This is a genomic window from Pseudomonas sp. DTU12.1, assembly GCF_009873475.1.
In the GTDB taxonomy this organism is placed as follows: Bacteria; Pseudomonadota; Gammaproteobacteria; order Pseudomonadales; family Pseudomonadaceae; genus Aquipseudomonas; species Aquipseudomonas proteolytica.
In genome coordinates, this window is record NZ_CP045254.1 from 5581509 (window position 1) to 5596376 (window position 14868).

Sequence of the window (14868 nt, forward strand, 5' to 3'; positions counted from 1 at the left end):
TAACCGAACAACTTTTGTGACACATAGGGTCTGCTTGTGACCAATTGGTATTTAACAGTCACACCACCGATTCCTACAAGGCGAACAGCTCGGCAGGCAGGCTCATCAAGCAATCGCTGCCCGCCTCCACCGCCGCCCGATGTGCACTGGTGCGCGGCAACAGACGCTTGAAGTAAAACTCGCAGGTCGCCAACTTGCCACGGGCGTAGTCCGCATCGCCTTGGCCTGCATCCAGCTGCGCCTGGGCCACCAGCGCCATGCGCAGCCACAGGTAGGCATGGATGATGTAACCGCTGTACATCAAGTAATCCAGGGCCGCCGCGCCGACTTCGTCGGGATTTTTCATCGCGGCCATGCCGACTCTGGTCGTCAACTCGCCCCATTGTTGGTTCAGCTCATTGAGCTGCGCGACTTGGGCCTTGAGTTGTGGATGCTCGGCATTCGCCGCGCAAAACTTATGCACGATTTTGGTAAAGCCGCGCAGCAACTTGCCCTGGCTGCCCAACACCTTGCGCCCCAGCAAATCCAGGGCCTGGATGCCGTTGGTACCTTCGTAGATCGGCGCGATCCGGCAGTCGCGCACCAACTGTTCCATGCCCCACTCGCGGATAAAACCGTGGCCGCCAAACACCTGCATGCCGTGGTTGGTCACCTCCAGCCCGGTTTCGGTCATAAAGGCTTTGCAGATCGGCGTGAGGAACGCCAACAGGTCTTCGGCCTGCTGGCGCTGCTGCGGGTCGTCGCTCAGGTGTGCGGTGTCCAGCAGTTGCGCGGTGAAATAAGTCAGGGCGCGGTTGCCTTCGTTGAAGGCTTTCATGGTCAGCAGCATGCGCCGCACATCGGGATGCACGATGATCGGATCTGCCGGCTTATCCGGGGCCTTGGCGCCGGTCAGGGCGCGCATCTGCAGACGGTCGTTGGCGTACTGGATCGCCCCCTGGAAGCTCGCTTCACCCAGGCACAGCCCCTGCATGCCCGTGCCCAGGCGCGCATGGTTCATCATGGTGAACATGCAGTTCAGGCCCTTGTTGGCCTCGCCGATCAGATAGCCCTCGGCACCATCGAAGTTCAGCACGCAGGTGGCCGAGGCCTTGATCCCCATCTTGTGCTCGATGGAGCCGCAACTGACCCCATTGCGCGCGCCGGAACCGGCGAGGAACTTGGGCACGATAAACAGCGAAATGCCCTTGGTGCCAGCCGGCGCGTCCGGCAACTTGGCCAGCACCAGGTGGATGATGTTTTCGCTCATATCGTGTTCACCGGCGGAGATGAAAATCTTGCTGCCGGTTACCGCATAGCTGCCGTTGGCCTGGGGCACGGCGCGGGTCTTGATGATGCCAAGGTCGGTGCCGCAGTGGGCTTCGGTCAGGCACATGGTGCCCGTCCACTGGCCGGCGGTGAGTTTGGTCAGGTAGGTGTCTTTCTGCTCGGCAGTGCCATGGGCGTGGATCGCCGACATGGCGCCGTGGGTCAGGCCCGGGTACATGCCCCAGGAAGTGTTGCTGGAGCCGATCATCTCGCTGAGCACCAACCCCAGGGAAGACGGCAGGCCTTGGCCGCCGTAGGCCGGATCCGCCGCCAGGCCGTGCCAGCCGCCTTCGACGTATTGCCCAAAGGCTTCCTTGAAGCCTTTGGGTGTGGTCACCACGCCATTATCAAAATGGCAGCCCTCTTCATCACCCGGGCGATTCAACGGTGCCAGCACGTTTTCGCAGAACCTGGCGCCTTCTTCGAGGATCGCGCTGACCATGTCCGGGCTGGCCTCGGTGGCGCCCAGGGCCGCGTAGTGAGCAGGGAAATCAAACACGTGATCGATCAGAAAGCGCATGTCGCGCAGGGGAGCTTTATAGGCAGGCATGGTGATGTCTCCGGCGGCAGATGACTGCAACCTACTGCCGTAGGTGCCCCCGGACAATCACTGTACAGGCGCTGAATACACCACCATCACTCAACCGGCAGCGCCCTGCATGCGCACCGCGCCACGGCGGTTCTGGCCGGCCGCCACTACACAGTTACGCCCGGCCCCCTTGGCGTTGTACAGCGCCTGGTCAGCAGACTTGAGCACTTCTTCCGGGGTGCGCTGCTCGACCTGGCGCTCGGCGACGCCGATGCTGACGGTCACCGACACGCTGGAGTCGCCGCCACCCGAACGGCGCTGACGCCCCTGGTGATCGTCCTGGGGGCGACTGTCCTGGTTGCGCAACTTGATGTGGTAGTTGGCAATGACCTCGCGGATTGCTTCCAGGTGCGGCAGGCACTCATCCAGGGTCTTGCCGGCGAACACTACGGCAAATTCTTCGCCGCCATACCGATAGGCCCGACCACCGCCGCTGACTTTCGACAGTTTGCTGGCGACCAACCGCAGCACCTGGTCGCCGACGTCGTGACCGTGGGTGTCGTTGAAGCGCTTGAAGTGGTCGACGTCGCTCATCGCCAGCACATAGTTGCGCCCCAGACGCTGCATGCGCTCGTTGAGGGCGCGACGCCCCGGCAGGCCGGTGAGCTCATCGCGAAAGGCCATTTGATAGGCCTCATGGGACACGCCCGCAGCGATCATCAACATCACCTGGCTGCACATGATGTTCAGGGTGAACGGCAGGATAAAGGTCTGCGGCAACATCCAGAACATTCCCAGCAACCCCACCAACTGCGCCGCATGCAACGGCCGCGGCTCGCGCCAGTACTGGGCTGCCAGGGCGACAAAACCCAGCAGGAACATCGGGTACGACAGTTGGACCAAGCTCATCCACGCGCCATGCAACGCCGGCCAGCGAATCTCCGCCAACCAGTTGAGCAACGGTCCCGGGTAACTCTGCTCCAGGCCAAGGGCTACGCTGCCCACGGCAAGCAGCACCGCGCAACGTGCGACAAAGTCGCGGAACAGGTGGGTTTTCTCCTGCCAGAGGGCATAGATACTGAACAACATCGGCAACAGCAGGCATACCAGATGAAACACCACGGCAGCGTCTTCGCGCACGCGGCCATGGTCGCGATAGAAATCGGTCTGGGTATCCAGGAGGAAGTAAGCGACGTACACCGTCACCATCAGGAACAGCTCGCGCTGGCGGCGGTACACCGCGCAATAGGCACCGCCCAGCAGCAACACCAGGGTCGGCAGCACGTTGAACAGCGAGGTGAAGAAGACGTTGAGGTCCTTGACGTAAGCAGCCGACAACCCCGCCAGCAATAACAGCAACGATGGTAGGAAATGACTGAAACGTACAGCAGACGCGCGCGACAAGGGTAAAGCTCCAACCCACAAAAAAGATGGCACAGTGCCTTCACTACTGACAGTTAAGCACACTCAATGTGACCTGTATCACATTGCCATCACTGTAACGGCAGCAACGGGCAATCCCTGAGCGCGCCACTCAGGTTTTTTCACCCACCTATAAAAAAGCCGCCGCTCCCGAAAGAGCGGCGGCCTGGCAGTGCACCCTCCGGGGCTTAGTAGCCCAGGTCGAAGTTCTCTTCTTTCATGTCCATCAGGTTGTTGGCACCCGACAGCATGGTCGCTACGTGGGTACGGGTACGCGGCAGGATGCGCTGGAAGTAGAAGCGCGCAGTCTGCAGCTTGGCGGTGTAGAAGCCTTCTTCACTGGTGCCGGCAGCCAGTTTTTCGGCAGCCAGGCGCGCCATGTCGGCCCAGAAGTAAGCCAGGCAGGCATAACCGGAGTACATCAGGTAGTCCACGGAGGCGGCACCGACTTCTTCACGGTCCTTCATGGCAGCCATGCCGACCTTCATGGTCAACTCGCCCCATTCCTTGTTCAGTGCCGCCAACGGTGCGACGAACTCGCTGACCGCTGCGTTGCCTTCGTTGGCCTGGCAGAACTTGTGCACGATCTTGGTGAAGCCCTTGAGCGCTTCGCCCTGGGTCATCAGCACTTTACGGCCGAGCAGGTCCAGCGCCTGGATGCCGGTGGTGCCTTCGTACAGCATCGAGATGCGGCTGTCGCGAACGTTCTGCTCCATGCCCCACTCGGCAATGAAGCCGTGACCGCCGTAGATCTGTACGCCGTGGTTGGCAGATTCAAAACCGACTTCGGTCATGAACGCCTTGGCGATCGGGGTCATGAAAGCCAGCAGGCCATCAGCCTGTTTCTTGGCTTCGTCGTCGGTGCCGTACTTGACGATATCCACTTGCTTGGCGGTGAAGTACACCATCGCACGGTTGCCTTCAGCGAAGGCTTTCATGGTCAGCAGCATGCGACGCACGTCCGGGTGGACGATGATCGGGTCAGCGGCCTTGTCCGGCGCTTTCGGGCCAGTCAGGGAACGCATTTGCAGGCGGTCACGCGCATATTTCAAGCCACCCTGGAAACCGATTTCGGCGTGGGACAGGCCTTGCAGCGCGGTACCCAGGCGAGCGGTGTTCATAAAGGTGAACATGCAGTTCAGGCCTTTGTTCGCCGGGCCGATCAGGTAACCGGTGGCCGCGTCGAAGTTCATCACGCAGGTGGCATTGCCGTGGATACCCATCTTGTGTTCCAGGGAGCCACAGGACACCGCGTTGCGCTCACCCACCGAACCATCGGCGTTGGGCAGGAACTTAGGCACGATAAACAGCGAAATGCCTTTGGTGCCAGCCGGAGCATCCGGCAGGCGGGCCAGTACGATGTGGACGATGTTGTCGGCCATGTCGTGTTCACCGGCCGAGATGAAGATCTTGGTCCCGGAGACTTTGTAGGAACCGTCGGCCTGAGGTTCGGCCTTGGTGCGCAGCATGCCCAGGTCGGTGCCGCAGTGCGGCTCGGTCAGGCACATGGTGCCGGTCCATTCGCCCGAGACCAGTTTGGTCAGGTAGGCATCTTGCTGCTCGGGGGTACCGTGCTCGGAAATGGTGTTCATCGCGCCATGGGACAGGCCTGGGTACATGCCCCACGACCAGTTGGCCTCACCGACCATCTCGCTGACGGCCAGGCCCAGGGATTCCGGCAGGCCTTGGCCGCCGTGCGCCACGTCGTGGGCCAGGCTTGGCCAGCCACCTTCGACGAATTGTTTGTAGGCTTCTTTGAAACCAGTAGGGGTTTTAACGCCTGACTCGCTCCAGGTGCACCCTTCGATGTCACCGACGCGGTTCAACGGGGCCAGCACTTGCTCACAAAACTTGGCGCCTTCTTCGAGAATGGCGTCAACCATGTCTGGGGTAGCGTCCTGGCAAGCCGGCAGGCTCTGATAGTGCGCTTCGTAGCCGAGCAGTTCGTCACGAACGAAGCGAATATCACGCAAGGGGGCCTTGTAGTCAGGCATAGCGATAAACCTCTGCTGATGAATCCTGGAATGAACAACCGCGTGGATTTGTTGTAGCGGTCAAACAGTTGTTTGAAACATACGTTTACGCCCAATCCTTGTCAAGCGCCCCGCAGATGCCGTTTGTCATGACGCAGGTCAACGCCAGGCGCGACAAGGCCTGCAGCGTGATGCCGCATGACCGGTCAAAGATTGGAAGATAGGTATGTTGAAGAAATCGGGGTGGCTAGAGGCTTGTCGTGGCGAGGGGGCTTGTCCCCCGTTGGGCTGCAAAGCAGCCCCAATAAGACACACCGAGACTTATCAGATACACCGAGGTGGCAGATTCTGGGGCTGCTGCGCAGCCCAACGGGGGACTAGCCCCCTCGCCACAATGATCCCGCTGGATCAGGCGTAGGTATCGATCAACGTGCCGAGCATTTCGTCGGAAGCCTTGGCGACTTTCGCGCCCAGCTCAACCTGGAGCTTGCCTTCAGCCAGTTCCACCATGTTGCTCGCGGAGCTGGTCGGCTGGCCGCGATTGACCGCCTGCAAGCGGTCATTCTGCGCATCCGAAGGCTGGCTGGTGGCAGCACTGGCGATTTTGCCGGCGGCCTGGTCGACGCGGTTTTGCCCGGCCTGAATAGTGCTCAGGCCTGAATAAAACGCACTGCTTCCAGAGATTTCCATGGCGTAAACCTGCCTTGCAATAAATCGTGAATCCTTATTGAAGCAGACAATCTGGCAAAAGGCCCGTCAATAACACTAATGGCATAATGCCTTATCCCTAGGAAAAACTAATCAAGCAAGTCCAGTTGCAGGTACTCGGCCACCGCTTCGGCCGTGGGTTGCTTGAGCCGTGGCACCCGGCCCAGGCACGGCGCCGGCAGGCGTTCGGCCAAGGTGGCGAGGTTTTCTTCCAGACGGGAGGTCTTCGGATCGATGATATTGGCCACCCATCCCGCCAGCGGCAAACCGTCCCGGGCGATGGCTTCGGCGCTCAGCAGCGCATGATTGATACACCCCAGGCGCACGCCCACCACCAGGATCACCGGTAACTGTAAAGCCTTGGCCAAATCCGACAGGTTGTCCTGATCAGCCAGCGGCACGCGCCAGCCACCGGCACCTTCAATCAGCGTGAAGTCCGCGTGTTTGTCGAGGATGTGCTGCATCGGCTTGAGCAGGGCTTGCACGGTCAGCGCCACACCCGCTTCACGGGCCGCCAGGTGCGGCGCGATGGCGGGTTCAAAGGCCAGTGGATTGACTTCGGCATAGGCCAGCGGCAACGAACACTCCGCCAGCAAGGCCAGAGCATCGGCGTTGCGCAAGCCCCGTGTGGTCACTTCGCAGCCCGAGGCCACCGGCTTGCCGGCAGCGGTGCTCTTGCCGGCCTGTCGGGCCGCATGCAACAGGCCTGCGGCGACGGTGGTCTTGCCGACATCGGTGTCGGTGCCCGTGACGAAATAGGCAGCGCTCATAAGGGCTTCTCCAGTACGGCATACACGACTTGATAGGTGGCTGGCAGGCCCTGGGCCTGGCGCAACTGCTCGTAGGCCTGCACCAAGGCAACAATCCGCGCCCGGCCCGTCAAGCCGCCAGGGCGCCCCGGGTTGAGATTGTGGGCCCCCAATGCTTTCAATTCGTGGGTCAGGCTGCGTACATCCGGGTAATGCAACACGTGGGGGCGCTGCTCCAGGCTCACCACGCGCAAGCCACTGGCCGCGCACTGCTGTTGGTACGTGCTGAACGGGCGGAACCGGTTGACGTGAACCATTGCGTCCGCCGCCCGCCAACTGTCGCGCAACTCATCCAGGGTGCCGACGCACAGGCTGGCAAACGCCAGCACGCCACCGGGCTGCAACACCCGCCGCGCCTCACTGAGTACCGCCGGGAAGTCAGCACACCACTGCACCGCCAGGCTGGAGAAGACCAGCCCGCAACTACCGTCCTGTAGCGGCAAACGCTCGGCATCCCCGGCGATAAAGTGCTCGGCACCGCCCAAGGGCCGCGCGTGGCTGAGCATCCCTTCGGCGATATCCAGCGCCAGGCCTTGGCCCTGCGGGAACGTGCTATTCAATGCGCGGCTGAAATATCCGGTGCCGCAGCCCAGATCCAGCCAGCGCCGGGGCATCAACGCCGATGGCAAGCGCCCAAGCAACTCGCTGCCCACGTCACGCTGCAACGCTGCAACGCTGTCATAACTGGCCGCCGCCCTGGAAAACGACGCCGCCACCTGGCGTTTGTCGGGCAAGGCGCCCGGCAGTGGAGGATGGGACAAATCAGTCATCGCCGCACTCATGCAAAAAAGCCTGGATCGCCGCCGCCACTCCATGGGGGTTGTCCAGTAGGAAAGCGTGTCCGGCCTGTTCAATCAGACCGACCTCAACATCAGGCAATAACTTCAGCAGCTCAGTGGCGGCCTCGCAGGGCACCAACTCATCCAGGCCGGCGAACACGTGCAACTGCGGGCCACGAAAGGCCTGCAGGGCCTCGCGGGTGTCCAGTTGTGCAAGCAGCTCCAGGCCGCTCATCAGCGCACTGGACGCCGTAGCCGGCGCGCTGCTGACCAGCAAGCGCGCGATGCCCCGTGGGTCTTGCGTCCCCTTGGCGCACAACAGGCCAAAGCGCTTGAGGGTGACTTGCGAATCGGCGTGGCAACCCGCTAGGAACGCGTCGAACGTCTCGGCCGGCATTGCGCTGGGCCAGCCCTCGTGCGCCACAAAACAGGGGTTACTGGCCAAGGTCAGCAAGCCGCAGCAGCGATCGCCGCGCCGTGCCGCCAACTCGGATGCGAGCATTCCGCCCAGGGACCAACCGCCCAGCCAGGCGTTGTCTGGCAACGTGGCATCGAGCTCGTCGAGCCATTCATCAGGGTCGCTGCTGGTGAGCACCGGCAACGGTTCGATATCCACCCGCAAGCGCTCATCCAGACCGCGCAAGGCGGCGGCCAAGGGCTCCAGTGGCGACACACCCAGCCCCCAGCCGGGGAGCAGTATCAGTCGATCACGCATGGTCGGACTCCAGGTCTGACAAGCGGAAACACTCTTCCAATGCGTCTAACAATAGTCGCACCTGCGCCTCAGTGTGGGCGGCCGTCAAGGTCACCCGCAAACGGGCACTGCCGGCCGGCACGGTGGGCGGGCGGATGGCCGTGACCATGATGCCGCGCTCGCGCAGCATCTGCGACAGGCGCACCGCGCGCGCACTGTCGCCAATCATGATTGGCTGGATCGGGGTAAAGCTGTCCATCAACACCAGGCCGATCTGCTCGGCACCCTGGCGGAACTGGCGGATCAGTGTGTGCAAATGCTCACGCCGCCAGTGCTCGCTGCGCAGCAGTTCCAGGCTTTTGAGAGTGGCGCAGGCCAGCGCCGGCGGTTGGCTGGTGGTGTAGATATACGGGCGGGCGAATTGGATCAGGCTTTCGATCAGCTCCTCGCTGCCAGCGACGAACGCCCCGGCGGTCCCGAAGGCTTTGCCCAGGGTGCCGACCAACACCGGCACATCCTCCTGGCTCAGGCCAAAATGCTCGACGATCCCGCCGCCCGTGGCGCCCAACGGCCCGAAGCCATGGGCATCATCCACCATCAGCCAGGCGCCCTTGGCCCGGGTTTCGCGGGCCAGGGCCGGTAGGTCTGCGAGGTCGCCGTCCATGCTGAACACGCCGTCAGTGACTACCAGGGTATTGCCGCAGGCTCTTTCCAGGCGCTTGGCCAGGCTGACCGCATCGTTATGCAGATAGCGATTGAACCGCGCGCCGGACAGTAAGCCTGCATCCAGCAGGGACGCGTGGTTGAGCCGGTCTTCAAGTACCGTATCGCCCTGCCCCACCAAGGCGGTGACGGTACCGAGGTTGGCCATATAACCGGTGGTGAACAACAGCGCACGCGGGCGCCCGGTGAACTCGGCCAGCGCCTCTTCCAACTCATGGTGTGGCGTGCTGTGACCAACGACCAAGTGCGAGGCCCCTCCGCCCACGCCCCAACGGGCAGCACCGGCCTGCCAGGCTTCAATCACTTGCGGGTGATTGGCCAGGCCCAGGTAGTCGTTATTGCAAAAGGCCAACAACGGCTGGCCATCCACCACCACCTGCGGGCCCTGGGGACTTTGCAGCAGCGGGCGCTGGCGATAGAGGTGTTCTGTACGGCGGGCAGCGAGGCGCGCGGCGAGATCAAAAGACATGCTGGCCTCATATTCAAGGGATTGAACTCGATCAAAAATGTGGGAGCGGGCTTGCCCGCGATTACGGTGTGTCAGCCAGCTAATGTCTTGACTGACCCTCCCTGATCGCGGGCAAGCCCGCTCCCACATTTGGATGGCATTTCAATCAGACGACAGCGTTGTAGAACTGCTCGCTGCTTTTCTGCTCGACCAACGCCTGCTCAATCGCCGCCTGGTGCACTTCATCGGCGTGCTCTTCACGAGCTTCCGGCAGGATGCCCAGCCGTGAGAACAGCTGCATGTCCTTGTCGGCCTGCGGGTTGGCGGTGGTCAGCAACTTGTCGCCGTAGAAAATCGAGTTGGCACCGGCAAAGAACGCCAAAGCCTGCATCTGCTCGTTCATCGCTTCACGGCCGGCGGACAGCCGCACATGGGATTGCGGCATCAGGATGCGCGCCACGGCGAGCATGCGGATAAAGTCGAACGGGTCGATATCCTCGGCATTCTCCAGGGGCGTACCGGCCACCTTCACCAGCATGTTGATCGGCACCGATTCCGGATGCTCCGGCAGGTTGGCCAACTGGATCAGCAGGTTGGCGCGGTCGTCGAGGGATTCGCCCATGCCGAGGATACCGCCCGAGCAGATCTTCATCCCCGAATCACGTACATACGCCAGGGTTTGCAGGCGTTCGCTGTAGGTGCGGGTGGTGATGATCGAGCCGTAGAACTCCGGCGACGTATCCAGGTTGTGGTTGTAGTAGTCCAGGCCGGCCTGGGCCAGGGCCTCGGTTTGGTCCTGGTCCAGACGCCCCAGGGTCATGCAGGTTTCCAGGCCCATGGCCTTGACGCCTTTGACCATCTGCAACACATAGGGCATGTCTTTGGCCGATGGATGCTTCCACGCGGCGCCCATGCAGAAGCGGGTCGAACCGATGGCCTTGGCACGTGCCGCCTCTTCGAGGACTTTCTGCACTTCCATCAGCTTTTCTTTTTCCAGGCCGGTGTTGTAGTGGCCCGACTGCGGACAATATTTGCAATCTTCCGGGCAGGCACCGGTCTTGATCGACAGCAAGGTCGAAACCTGCACTCGATTGGCATCGAAATGCGCGCGGTGCACGGTCTGCGCCTGGAACAGCAGGTCATTGAACGGCTGGACGAACAGGGCTTTGACTTCGGCCAAAGACCAGTCGTGACGCAAGGTGGCAGTGAGGCTGGCGCTCATGGGCGATTCCTTGTTTATGCTTGGGCAAGCGCTGTGGGAAGGGCAATACCCACAGGCACGACACGGATGCTCGGCATATTTAAGGAAGATTCATGCACTGTCAACCTGACTACAAACACGAGGTTTACATCTGGTTAAAAAGCAACCAGACCTGTTTGCTCTGCGATGAAGCCACGGACTCCCCCGCTACGCTATGCAATGCCTGCGAAATCGACCTGCCGTGGCTGACGGATTGCTGCCAGGTGTGCGCCCTGCCCTTACCCGTCAGCGGCCTGACCTGCGGCCAATGCCTGCACTCACCCCCGGCATTCCAGCAAGTCGTGGCGCCCTGGACCTATGGCTTTCCCCTGGACAGCCTGATCAGCCGCTTCAAACATCAGGGCAAATGGCCCCTGGGGCATCTGCTGGCAAGCCTGCTGGGGCAATGCCTGCAAGACCGCTTCGACAACGCCGAACTGGCACGCCCCGACCGCCTGCTTCCTGTGCCGATGGCCGCCAAACGCCTGCGCCAGCGCGGCTACAACCAGGCCACCATGCTCGCCCGCTGGCTGGGCCGGGACCTCGACCTGCCTGTGGATGAACAACTGCTGCTGCGCCCCCAGGACACCATCGCCCAACAGCAACTGGACGCCAGGCAGCGCCAGCGCAACCTGCTCAAGGCCTTTGCCCTGGCCCCAGGCGCGCAGGTACAGGGCCAGCACCTGGCGCTGGTGGACGATGTGCTGACCACCGGCGCCACCGCCCACAGCCTGGCCCGCCTGCTGCTACACGCCGGCGCGCGCCAGGTCGATGTGTATTGCCTGGCGCGCACACCCAAGCCCGGCACATGACTTGACTCCGGCGACGCCTGCCCGCAACGTCCCGCGTATCCCAAGCCAGTGTGCAGCCGTTCGCCATGCCTTTACCGTCTCTGTTGAGCCAACATATCGTTCGTCGCCCCCAGCGTATCGCCTTGCTGCAACATATCGCCGAGCAGGGCTCCATCACCCGTGCCGCGAAAAGCGCCGGTTTGAGCTACAAGGCCGCGTGGGATGCCATCGATGAACTGAACAACCTGGCGCAAAAGCCCCTGGTTGAACGCAGCGTCGGCGGCAAGGGCGGCGGCGGCGCGCGGCTCTCGGCCGAAGGTGAGCGGGTATTGCGCCTGTATCAGCGCCTGCAGACCGTGCAGGCCCAGGTCCTGGAGGCTGCCGAAGACGCCAGCGATTTCAACCTGCTGGGCCGCCTGATGCTGCGCACCAGTGCGCGTAACCAATTGCATGGCCAAGTGATCGCCATCGACAGCCATGGCCGCAATGATCGAGTGCGCCTGGAGCTGGCCGGTGGCTTGACCCTCGATGCGCAAATCACCCATGACAGCACCCTGCGCCTGGAACTGGAAATCGGCACTGAAGTGGTCGCGCTGATCAAGGCCGGCTGGCTGGAGCTGATCGCCGCTGACCAAGCGCCGACGCCTGGATTCAACTGCATGGGCGGCGTGATCGAGGCCATGCTTGATGCCGATGACGGCCCCAGTGAGGTGCGCATCACCTTGCCCAATGGCCTGGTGCTGTGTGCATTGGCGGCGCCCGAGCAGCTCAAGGCGCTGGCAGCAAGTGAAGGCACGCAGGTTCAGGTGCAGTTTGCGCCGAGCAATGTGCTGCTGGGCACGCCGGTTTAGGTGATCTTCAGGGCCTCATCGCGGCATAAGTATCTACACAACTTTCACAAACTAATGAACTCCCCCGTGGCGAGCGGGCTTGCCCCGCGCTGGGCTGCGAAGCAGCCCTAAACCCGCCTATCGCGGTTTATCTGAAGAAACGCGGCGGGCTTGTTGGGGCTGCTTCGCAGCCCAGCGCGGGGCAAGCCCGCTCGCCACAACTGCGCTATCTGCCTGAATCTAGGCGTTGCGGCAAAGTTGTGTAGATACCTATGCTCATCGCGGGCAAGCCCACAGTGTTTCTGTGTACACCGGCCAAGTGTGGGAGCGGGCTTGCTCGCGAAGGCGATAGTACACACACCACCTATCTCCAGCCCGGTGCGCTACCATACCCGGCCGGACGCGGCGACCTGCTGCGCGCAGGAGTTCGCATGGCCCACCCGTTTGAAACATTGACCCCCGACCTGGTTCTCGACGCTGTCGAAAGCATCGGTTTTCTCAGCGACGCCCGCGTTTTGGCGCTCAACAGCTACGAAAACCGGGTGTATCAAGTCGGCATCGAAGACTGCGAGCCGCTGATCGCCAAGTTCTACCGACCCCAGCGCTGGACCAACGAAGCGATCCTTGAAGAACACCGCTTCACCTTCGAACTGGCCGAATGCGAAGTGCCTGTGGTCGCCCCGATGATCCATAACGGCGAAAGCCTGTTCGAACACGCGGGCTTTCGTTTCACCCTGTTCCCTCGCCGTGGTGGCCGGGCGCCGGAGCCGGGCAATCTCGATCAGTTGTACCGCCTTGGGCAGTTGCTCGGGCGCTTGCATGCGGTGGGCGCCACCCGCCCCTTCGAACACCGTGAAGCCCTGGGGGTGAAGAACTTCGGTCATGACTCCCTGAACACGTTGCTCGAAGGCAACTTCATTCCCAAGAGCCTGCTGCCTGCCTACGAATCCGTGGCCCGTGACTTGCTCAAGCGCGTGGAGGATGTGTACAGCGCCACGCCGCACAAGAACATCCGCATGCATGGCGACTGCCACCCCGGCAACATGATGTGTCGCGATGAGATGTTCCATATCGTCGACCTCGACGACTGCCGCATGGGCCCGGCGGTCCAGGATTTATGGATGATGCTCGCCGGCGATCGCCAGGAATGCCTGGGGCAGTTGTCGGAGTTGATGGACGGCTACCAGGAATTCCACGATTTCGATCCTCGCGAACTGGCGCTGATCGAGCCTCTGCGCGCCCTGCGCCTGATGCACTACAGCGCCTGGCTGGCACGGCGCTGGGATGATCCGGCATTCCCCCACAGCTTCCCGTGGTTTGGCAGCGAGCGGTACTGGGGCGACCAGGTGCTGGCGCTGCGCGAGCAATTGTCGGCACTCAACGAAGAACCCCTGAAATTGTTCTAGGAAATCACGCTCGCTCATCATGTAGGAGCGAGCTTGTTTCCGGGCGGCGTGCCGACGAAGGTCGTTAGCGATAACGCGGGAAACCTGACACCCAGCGGCGCCCTCAGGTTTTTCGCGAGCAAGCGCGCTCCTACAAAAAGCCGCCCCATCGATAGACAAACTTCCTTACAATCACGGCTTTGTTAGCTGCCTATGCAAGGATTCTGCATGCAAGCCGCCAACCCGCGTCGCGGGTATATCCTGGGCCTGAGTGCCTACGTCATCTGGGGCCTGTTCCCGCTCTACTTCAAAGCCATCGCCAGCGTGCCGGCCGCCGAAATCATCGTCCACCGCGTGCTGTGGTCGGCGCTGTTCGGCGGTTTGCTGTTGCTGGTATGGAAACACCCCGGCTGGTGGCGCGAACTGCGGGACAACCCCAAGCGCCTGGCGATCCTGGCGTTGAGCGGCTCGTTGATCGCAGGCAACTGGCTGACCTATGTATGGTCGGTCAACAGTGGGCGCATGCTCGAAGCCAGCCTGGGTTACTACATCAACCCGCTGGTCAACGTGCTGCTGGGCATGCTGCTGCTCGGTGAACGCCTGCGGCGCCTGCAATGGGTCGCCGTCGGGCTGGCCGCCGTGGGTGTGGCGCAACAGGTATGGCAGGTCGGGAGTTTGCCGTGGGTGTCGCTGGTGCTGGCGTTGACCTTTGGTTTCTACGGCTTGATCCGCAAGCAGGCGCCGGTCAAGGCATTGCCGGGCCTGGTGGTGGAAACCTGGATGCTGGTGCCGATTGCCCTGGCGTGGCTGCTGCTCAACCCCACTGCCCATAGCGCCAATATGGCGTTCTGGAGCACATCCGAAGCCTGGTGGCTGGTGGCGGCAGGCCCGGTGACATTGATCCCGCTGGTGTGTTTCAACGCCGCCGCGCGGCACTTGCCGTACACCACGCTCGGTTTCCTGCAGTACTTGGCGCCGACCCTGGTCCTGCTGCAGGCGGTGCTGCTCTTCGACGAACACATGAGCCCCGCCAGCCTGGTCGCGTTCGTGTTTATCTGGGCGGGGCTTGCGGTCTACAGCATCGACGCATGGCTGAGCCTGCGTAAACGCTGATCAAATAATGTACAAACCCTTGCAAGCCACAGCCGGCTTGGCTTGCAGGGTTTCACCCCAAGGTTATCCACAACCTGATCCCCGGCGTTTGTGCACAAGCCTTTGAAATTGCTCGT

13 protein-coding genes are annotated in these 14868 nt (G+C 62.0%); 4 read left to right on the plus strand and 9 right to left on the minus strand.

The genetic code is table 11. The features are described 5' to 3' along the window. Positions 1-73: 73 nt before the first annotated feature. From GDV60_RS24850 to bioB, 9 genes are all read right to left on the minus strand, one after another. Positions 74-1858 (minus strand): acyl-CoA dehydrogenase C-terminal domain-containing protein, encoded by a 1785-nt coding sequence (locus tag GDV60_RS24850; RefSeq protein WP_159908998.1) that lies wholly within the window; start codon positions 1856-1858, stop codon positions 74-76. 90 nt (positions 1859-1948) lie between these two features. Next, positions 1949-3241 carry a diguanylate cyclase gene (locus tag GDV60_RS24855; RefSeq protein WP_159909000.1) on the minus strand — a complete coding sequence of 431 codons (1293 nt, stop codon included), beginning with the start codon at positions 3239-3241 and terminating at the stop codon, positions 1949-1951. 206 nt (positions 3242-3447) lie between these two features. Further along, positions 3448-5253 (minus strand): phenylacyl-CoA dehydrogenase, encoded by a 1806-nt coding sequence (locus GDV60_RS24860; RefSeq protein WP_029296902.1) that lies wholly within the window; start codon positions 5251-5253, stop codon positions 3448-3450. A 387-nt stretch (positions 5254-5640) separates the two neighbouring features. Then, positions 5641-5922 carry a hypothetical protein gene (locus tag GDV60_RS24865; protein ID WP_029296904.1) on the minus strand — a complete coding sequence of 94 codons (282 nt, stop codon included), beginning with the start codon at positions 5920-5922 and terminating at the stop codon, positions 5641-5643. Between the two features lie 107 nt (positions 5923-6029). Then, positions 6030-6710, minus strand: a complete 681-nt coding sequence (bioD, locus tag GDV60_RS24870) for a dethiobiotin synthase (protein ID WP_029296906.1) — start codon at positions 6708-6710, stop codon at positions 6030-6032. Beyond that, a complete protein-coding gene (gene bioC / locus GDV60_RS24875) occupies positions 6707-7519 on the minus strand; it encodes a malonyl-ACP O-methyltransferase BioC (protein ID WP_159909002.1) in 813 nt (270 codons plus the stop codon). The genes bioD and bioC overlap by 4 nt, the downstream gene beginning before the upstream one ends. Next, positions 7512-8243 carry an alpha/beta fold hydrolase gene (locus GDV60_RS24880; protein ID WP_104911034.1) on the minus strand — a complete coding sequence of 244 codons (732 nt, stop codon included), beginning with the start codon at positions 8241-8243 and terminating at the stop codon, positions 7512-7514. The genes bioC and GDV60_RS24880 overlap by 8 nt, the downstream gene beginning before the upstream one ends. Continuing rightward, the gene (gene bioF, locus GDV60_RS24885; RefSeq protein WP_154907925.1) at positions 8236-9414 is read right to left on the minus strand and encodes an 8-amino-7-oxononanoate synthase; all 1179 of its coding nucleotides are present in this window, start codon (positions 9412-9414) and stop codon (positions 8236-8238) included. The genes GDV60_RS24880 and bioF overlap by 8 nt, the downstream gene beginning before the upstream one ends. Before the next feature lie 145 nt (positions 9415-9559). Beyond that, positions 9560-10615: a biotin synthase BioB gene (gene bioB / locus GDV60_RS24890; protein ID WP_029296913.1), complete on the minus strand. Its 1056-nt coding sequence runs from the start codon at positions 10613-10615 to the stop codon at positions 9560-9562. Between the two features lie 92 nt (positions 10616-10707). Between bioB and GDV60_RS24895 the strand changes: the two genes are divergently transcribed. The 4 genes from GDV60_RS24895 to rarD all read left to right on the plus strand — a co-directional run bounded on the left by GDV60_RS24895 (position 10708) and on the right by rarD (position 14752). Next, positions 10708-11445, plus strand: a complete 738-nt coding sequence (locus GDV60_RS24895; RefSeq protein WP_092230931.1) for a ComF family protein — start codon at positions 10708-10710, stop codon at positions 11443-11445. Positions 11446-11510: 65 nt separating this feature from the next. After that, positions 11511-12275: a TOBE domain-containing protein gene (locus GDV60_RS24900; protein WP_092230934.1), complete on the plus strand. Its 765-nt coding sequence runs from the start codon at positions 11511-11513 to the stop codon at positions 12273-12275. Between the two features lie 410 nt (positions 12276-12685). After that, positions 12686-13660 carry a serine/threonine protein kinase gene (locus GDV60_RS24905; protein ID WP_029296919.1) on the plus strand — a complete coding sequence of 325 codons (975 nt, stop codon included), beginning with the start codon at positions 12686-12688 and terminating at the stop codon, positions 13658-13660. 207 nt (positions 13661-13867) lie between these two features. Continuing rightward, positions 13868-14752: an EamA family transporter RarD gene (rarD, locus tag GDV60_RS24910; RefSeq protein WP_029296920.1), complete on the plus strand. Its 885-nt coding sequence runs from the start codon at positions 13868-13870 to the stop codon at positions 14750-14752. Positions 14753-14868 lie beyond the last annotated feature (116 nt).

Coding starts and splice junctions, on each gene's coding strand:
- GDV60_RS24850 (WP_159908998.1), bottom strand. CDS start 1,858: ATGCCTGCCTATAAAGCTCCCCTGCGCGACATGCGCTTTCTGATCGAT.
- GDV60_RS24860 (WP_029296902.1), bottom strand. CDS start 5,253: ATGCCTGACTACAAGGCCCCCTTGCGTGATATTCGCTTCGTTCGTGAC.
- GDV60_RS24865 (WP_029296904.1), bottom strand. CDS start 5,922: ATGGAAATCTCTGGAAGCAGTGCGTTTTATTCAGGCCTGAGCACTATT.
- bioD (WP_029296906.1), bottom strand. CDS start 6,710: ATGAGCGCTGCCTATTTCGTCACGGGCACCGACACCGATGTCGGCAAG.
- bioC (WP_159909002.1), bottom strand. CDS start 7,519: ATGACTGATTTGTCCCATCCTCCACTGCCGGGCGCCTTGCCCGACAAA.
- GDV60_RS24880 (WP_104911034.1), bottom strand. CDS start 8,243: ATGCGTGATCGACTGATACTGCTCCCCGGCTGGGGGCTGGGTGTGTCG.
- bioF (WP_154907925.1), bottom strand. CDS start 9,414: ATGTCTTTTGATCTCGCCGCGCGCCTCGCTGCCCGCCGTACAGAACAC.
- bioB (WP_029296913.1), bottom strand. CDS start 10,615: ATGAGCGCCAGCCTCACTGCCACCTTGCGTCACGACTGGTCTTTGGCC.
- GDV60_RS24895 (WP_092230931.1), top strand. CDS start 10,708: ATGCACTGTCAACCTGACTACAAACACGAGGTTTACATCTGGTTAAAA.
- GDV60_RS24900 (WP_092230934.1), top strand. CDS start 11,511: ATGCCTTTACCGTCTCTGTTGAGCCAACATATCGTTCGTCGCCCCCAG.
- GDV60_RS24905 (WP_029296919.1), top strand. CDS start 12,686: ATGGCCCACCCGTTTGAAACATTGACCCCCGACCTGGTTCTCGACGCT.
- rarD (WP_029296920.1), top strand. CDS start 13,868: ATGCAAGCCGCCAACCCGCGTCGCGGGTATATCCTGGGCCTGAGTGCC.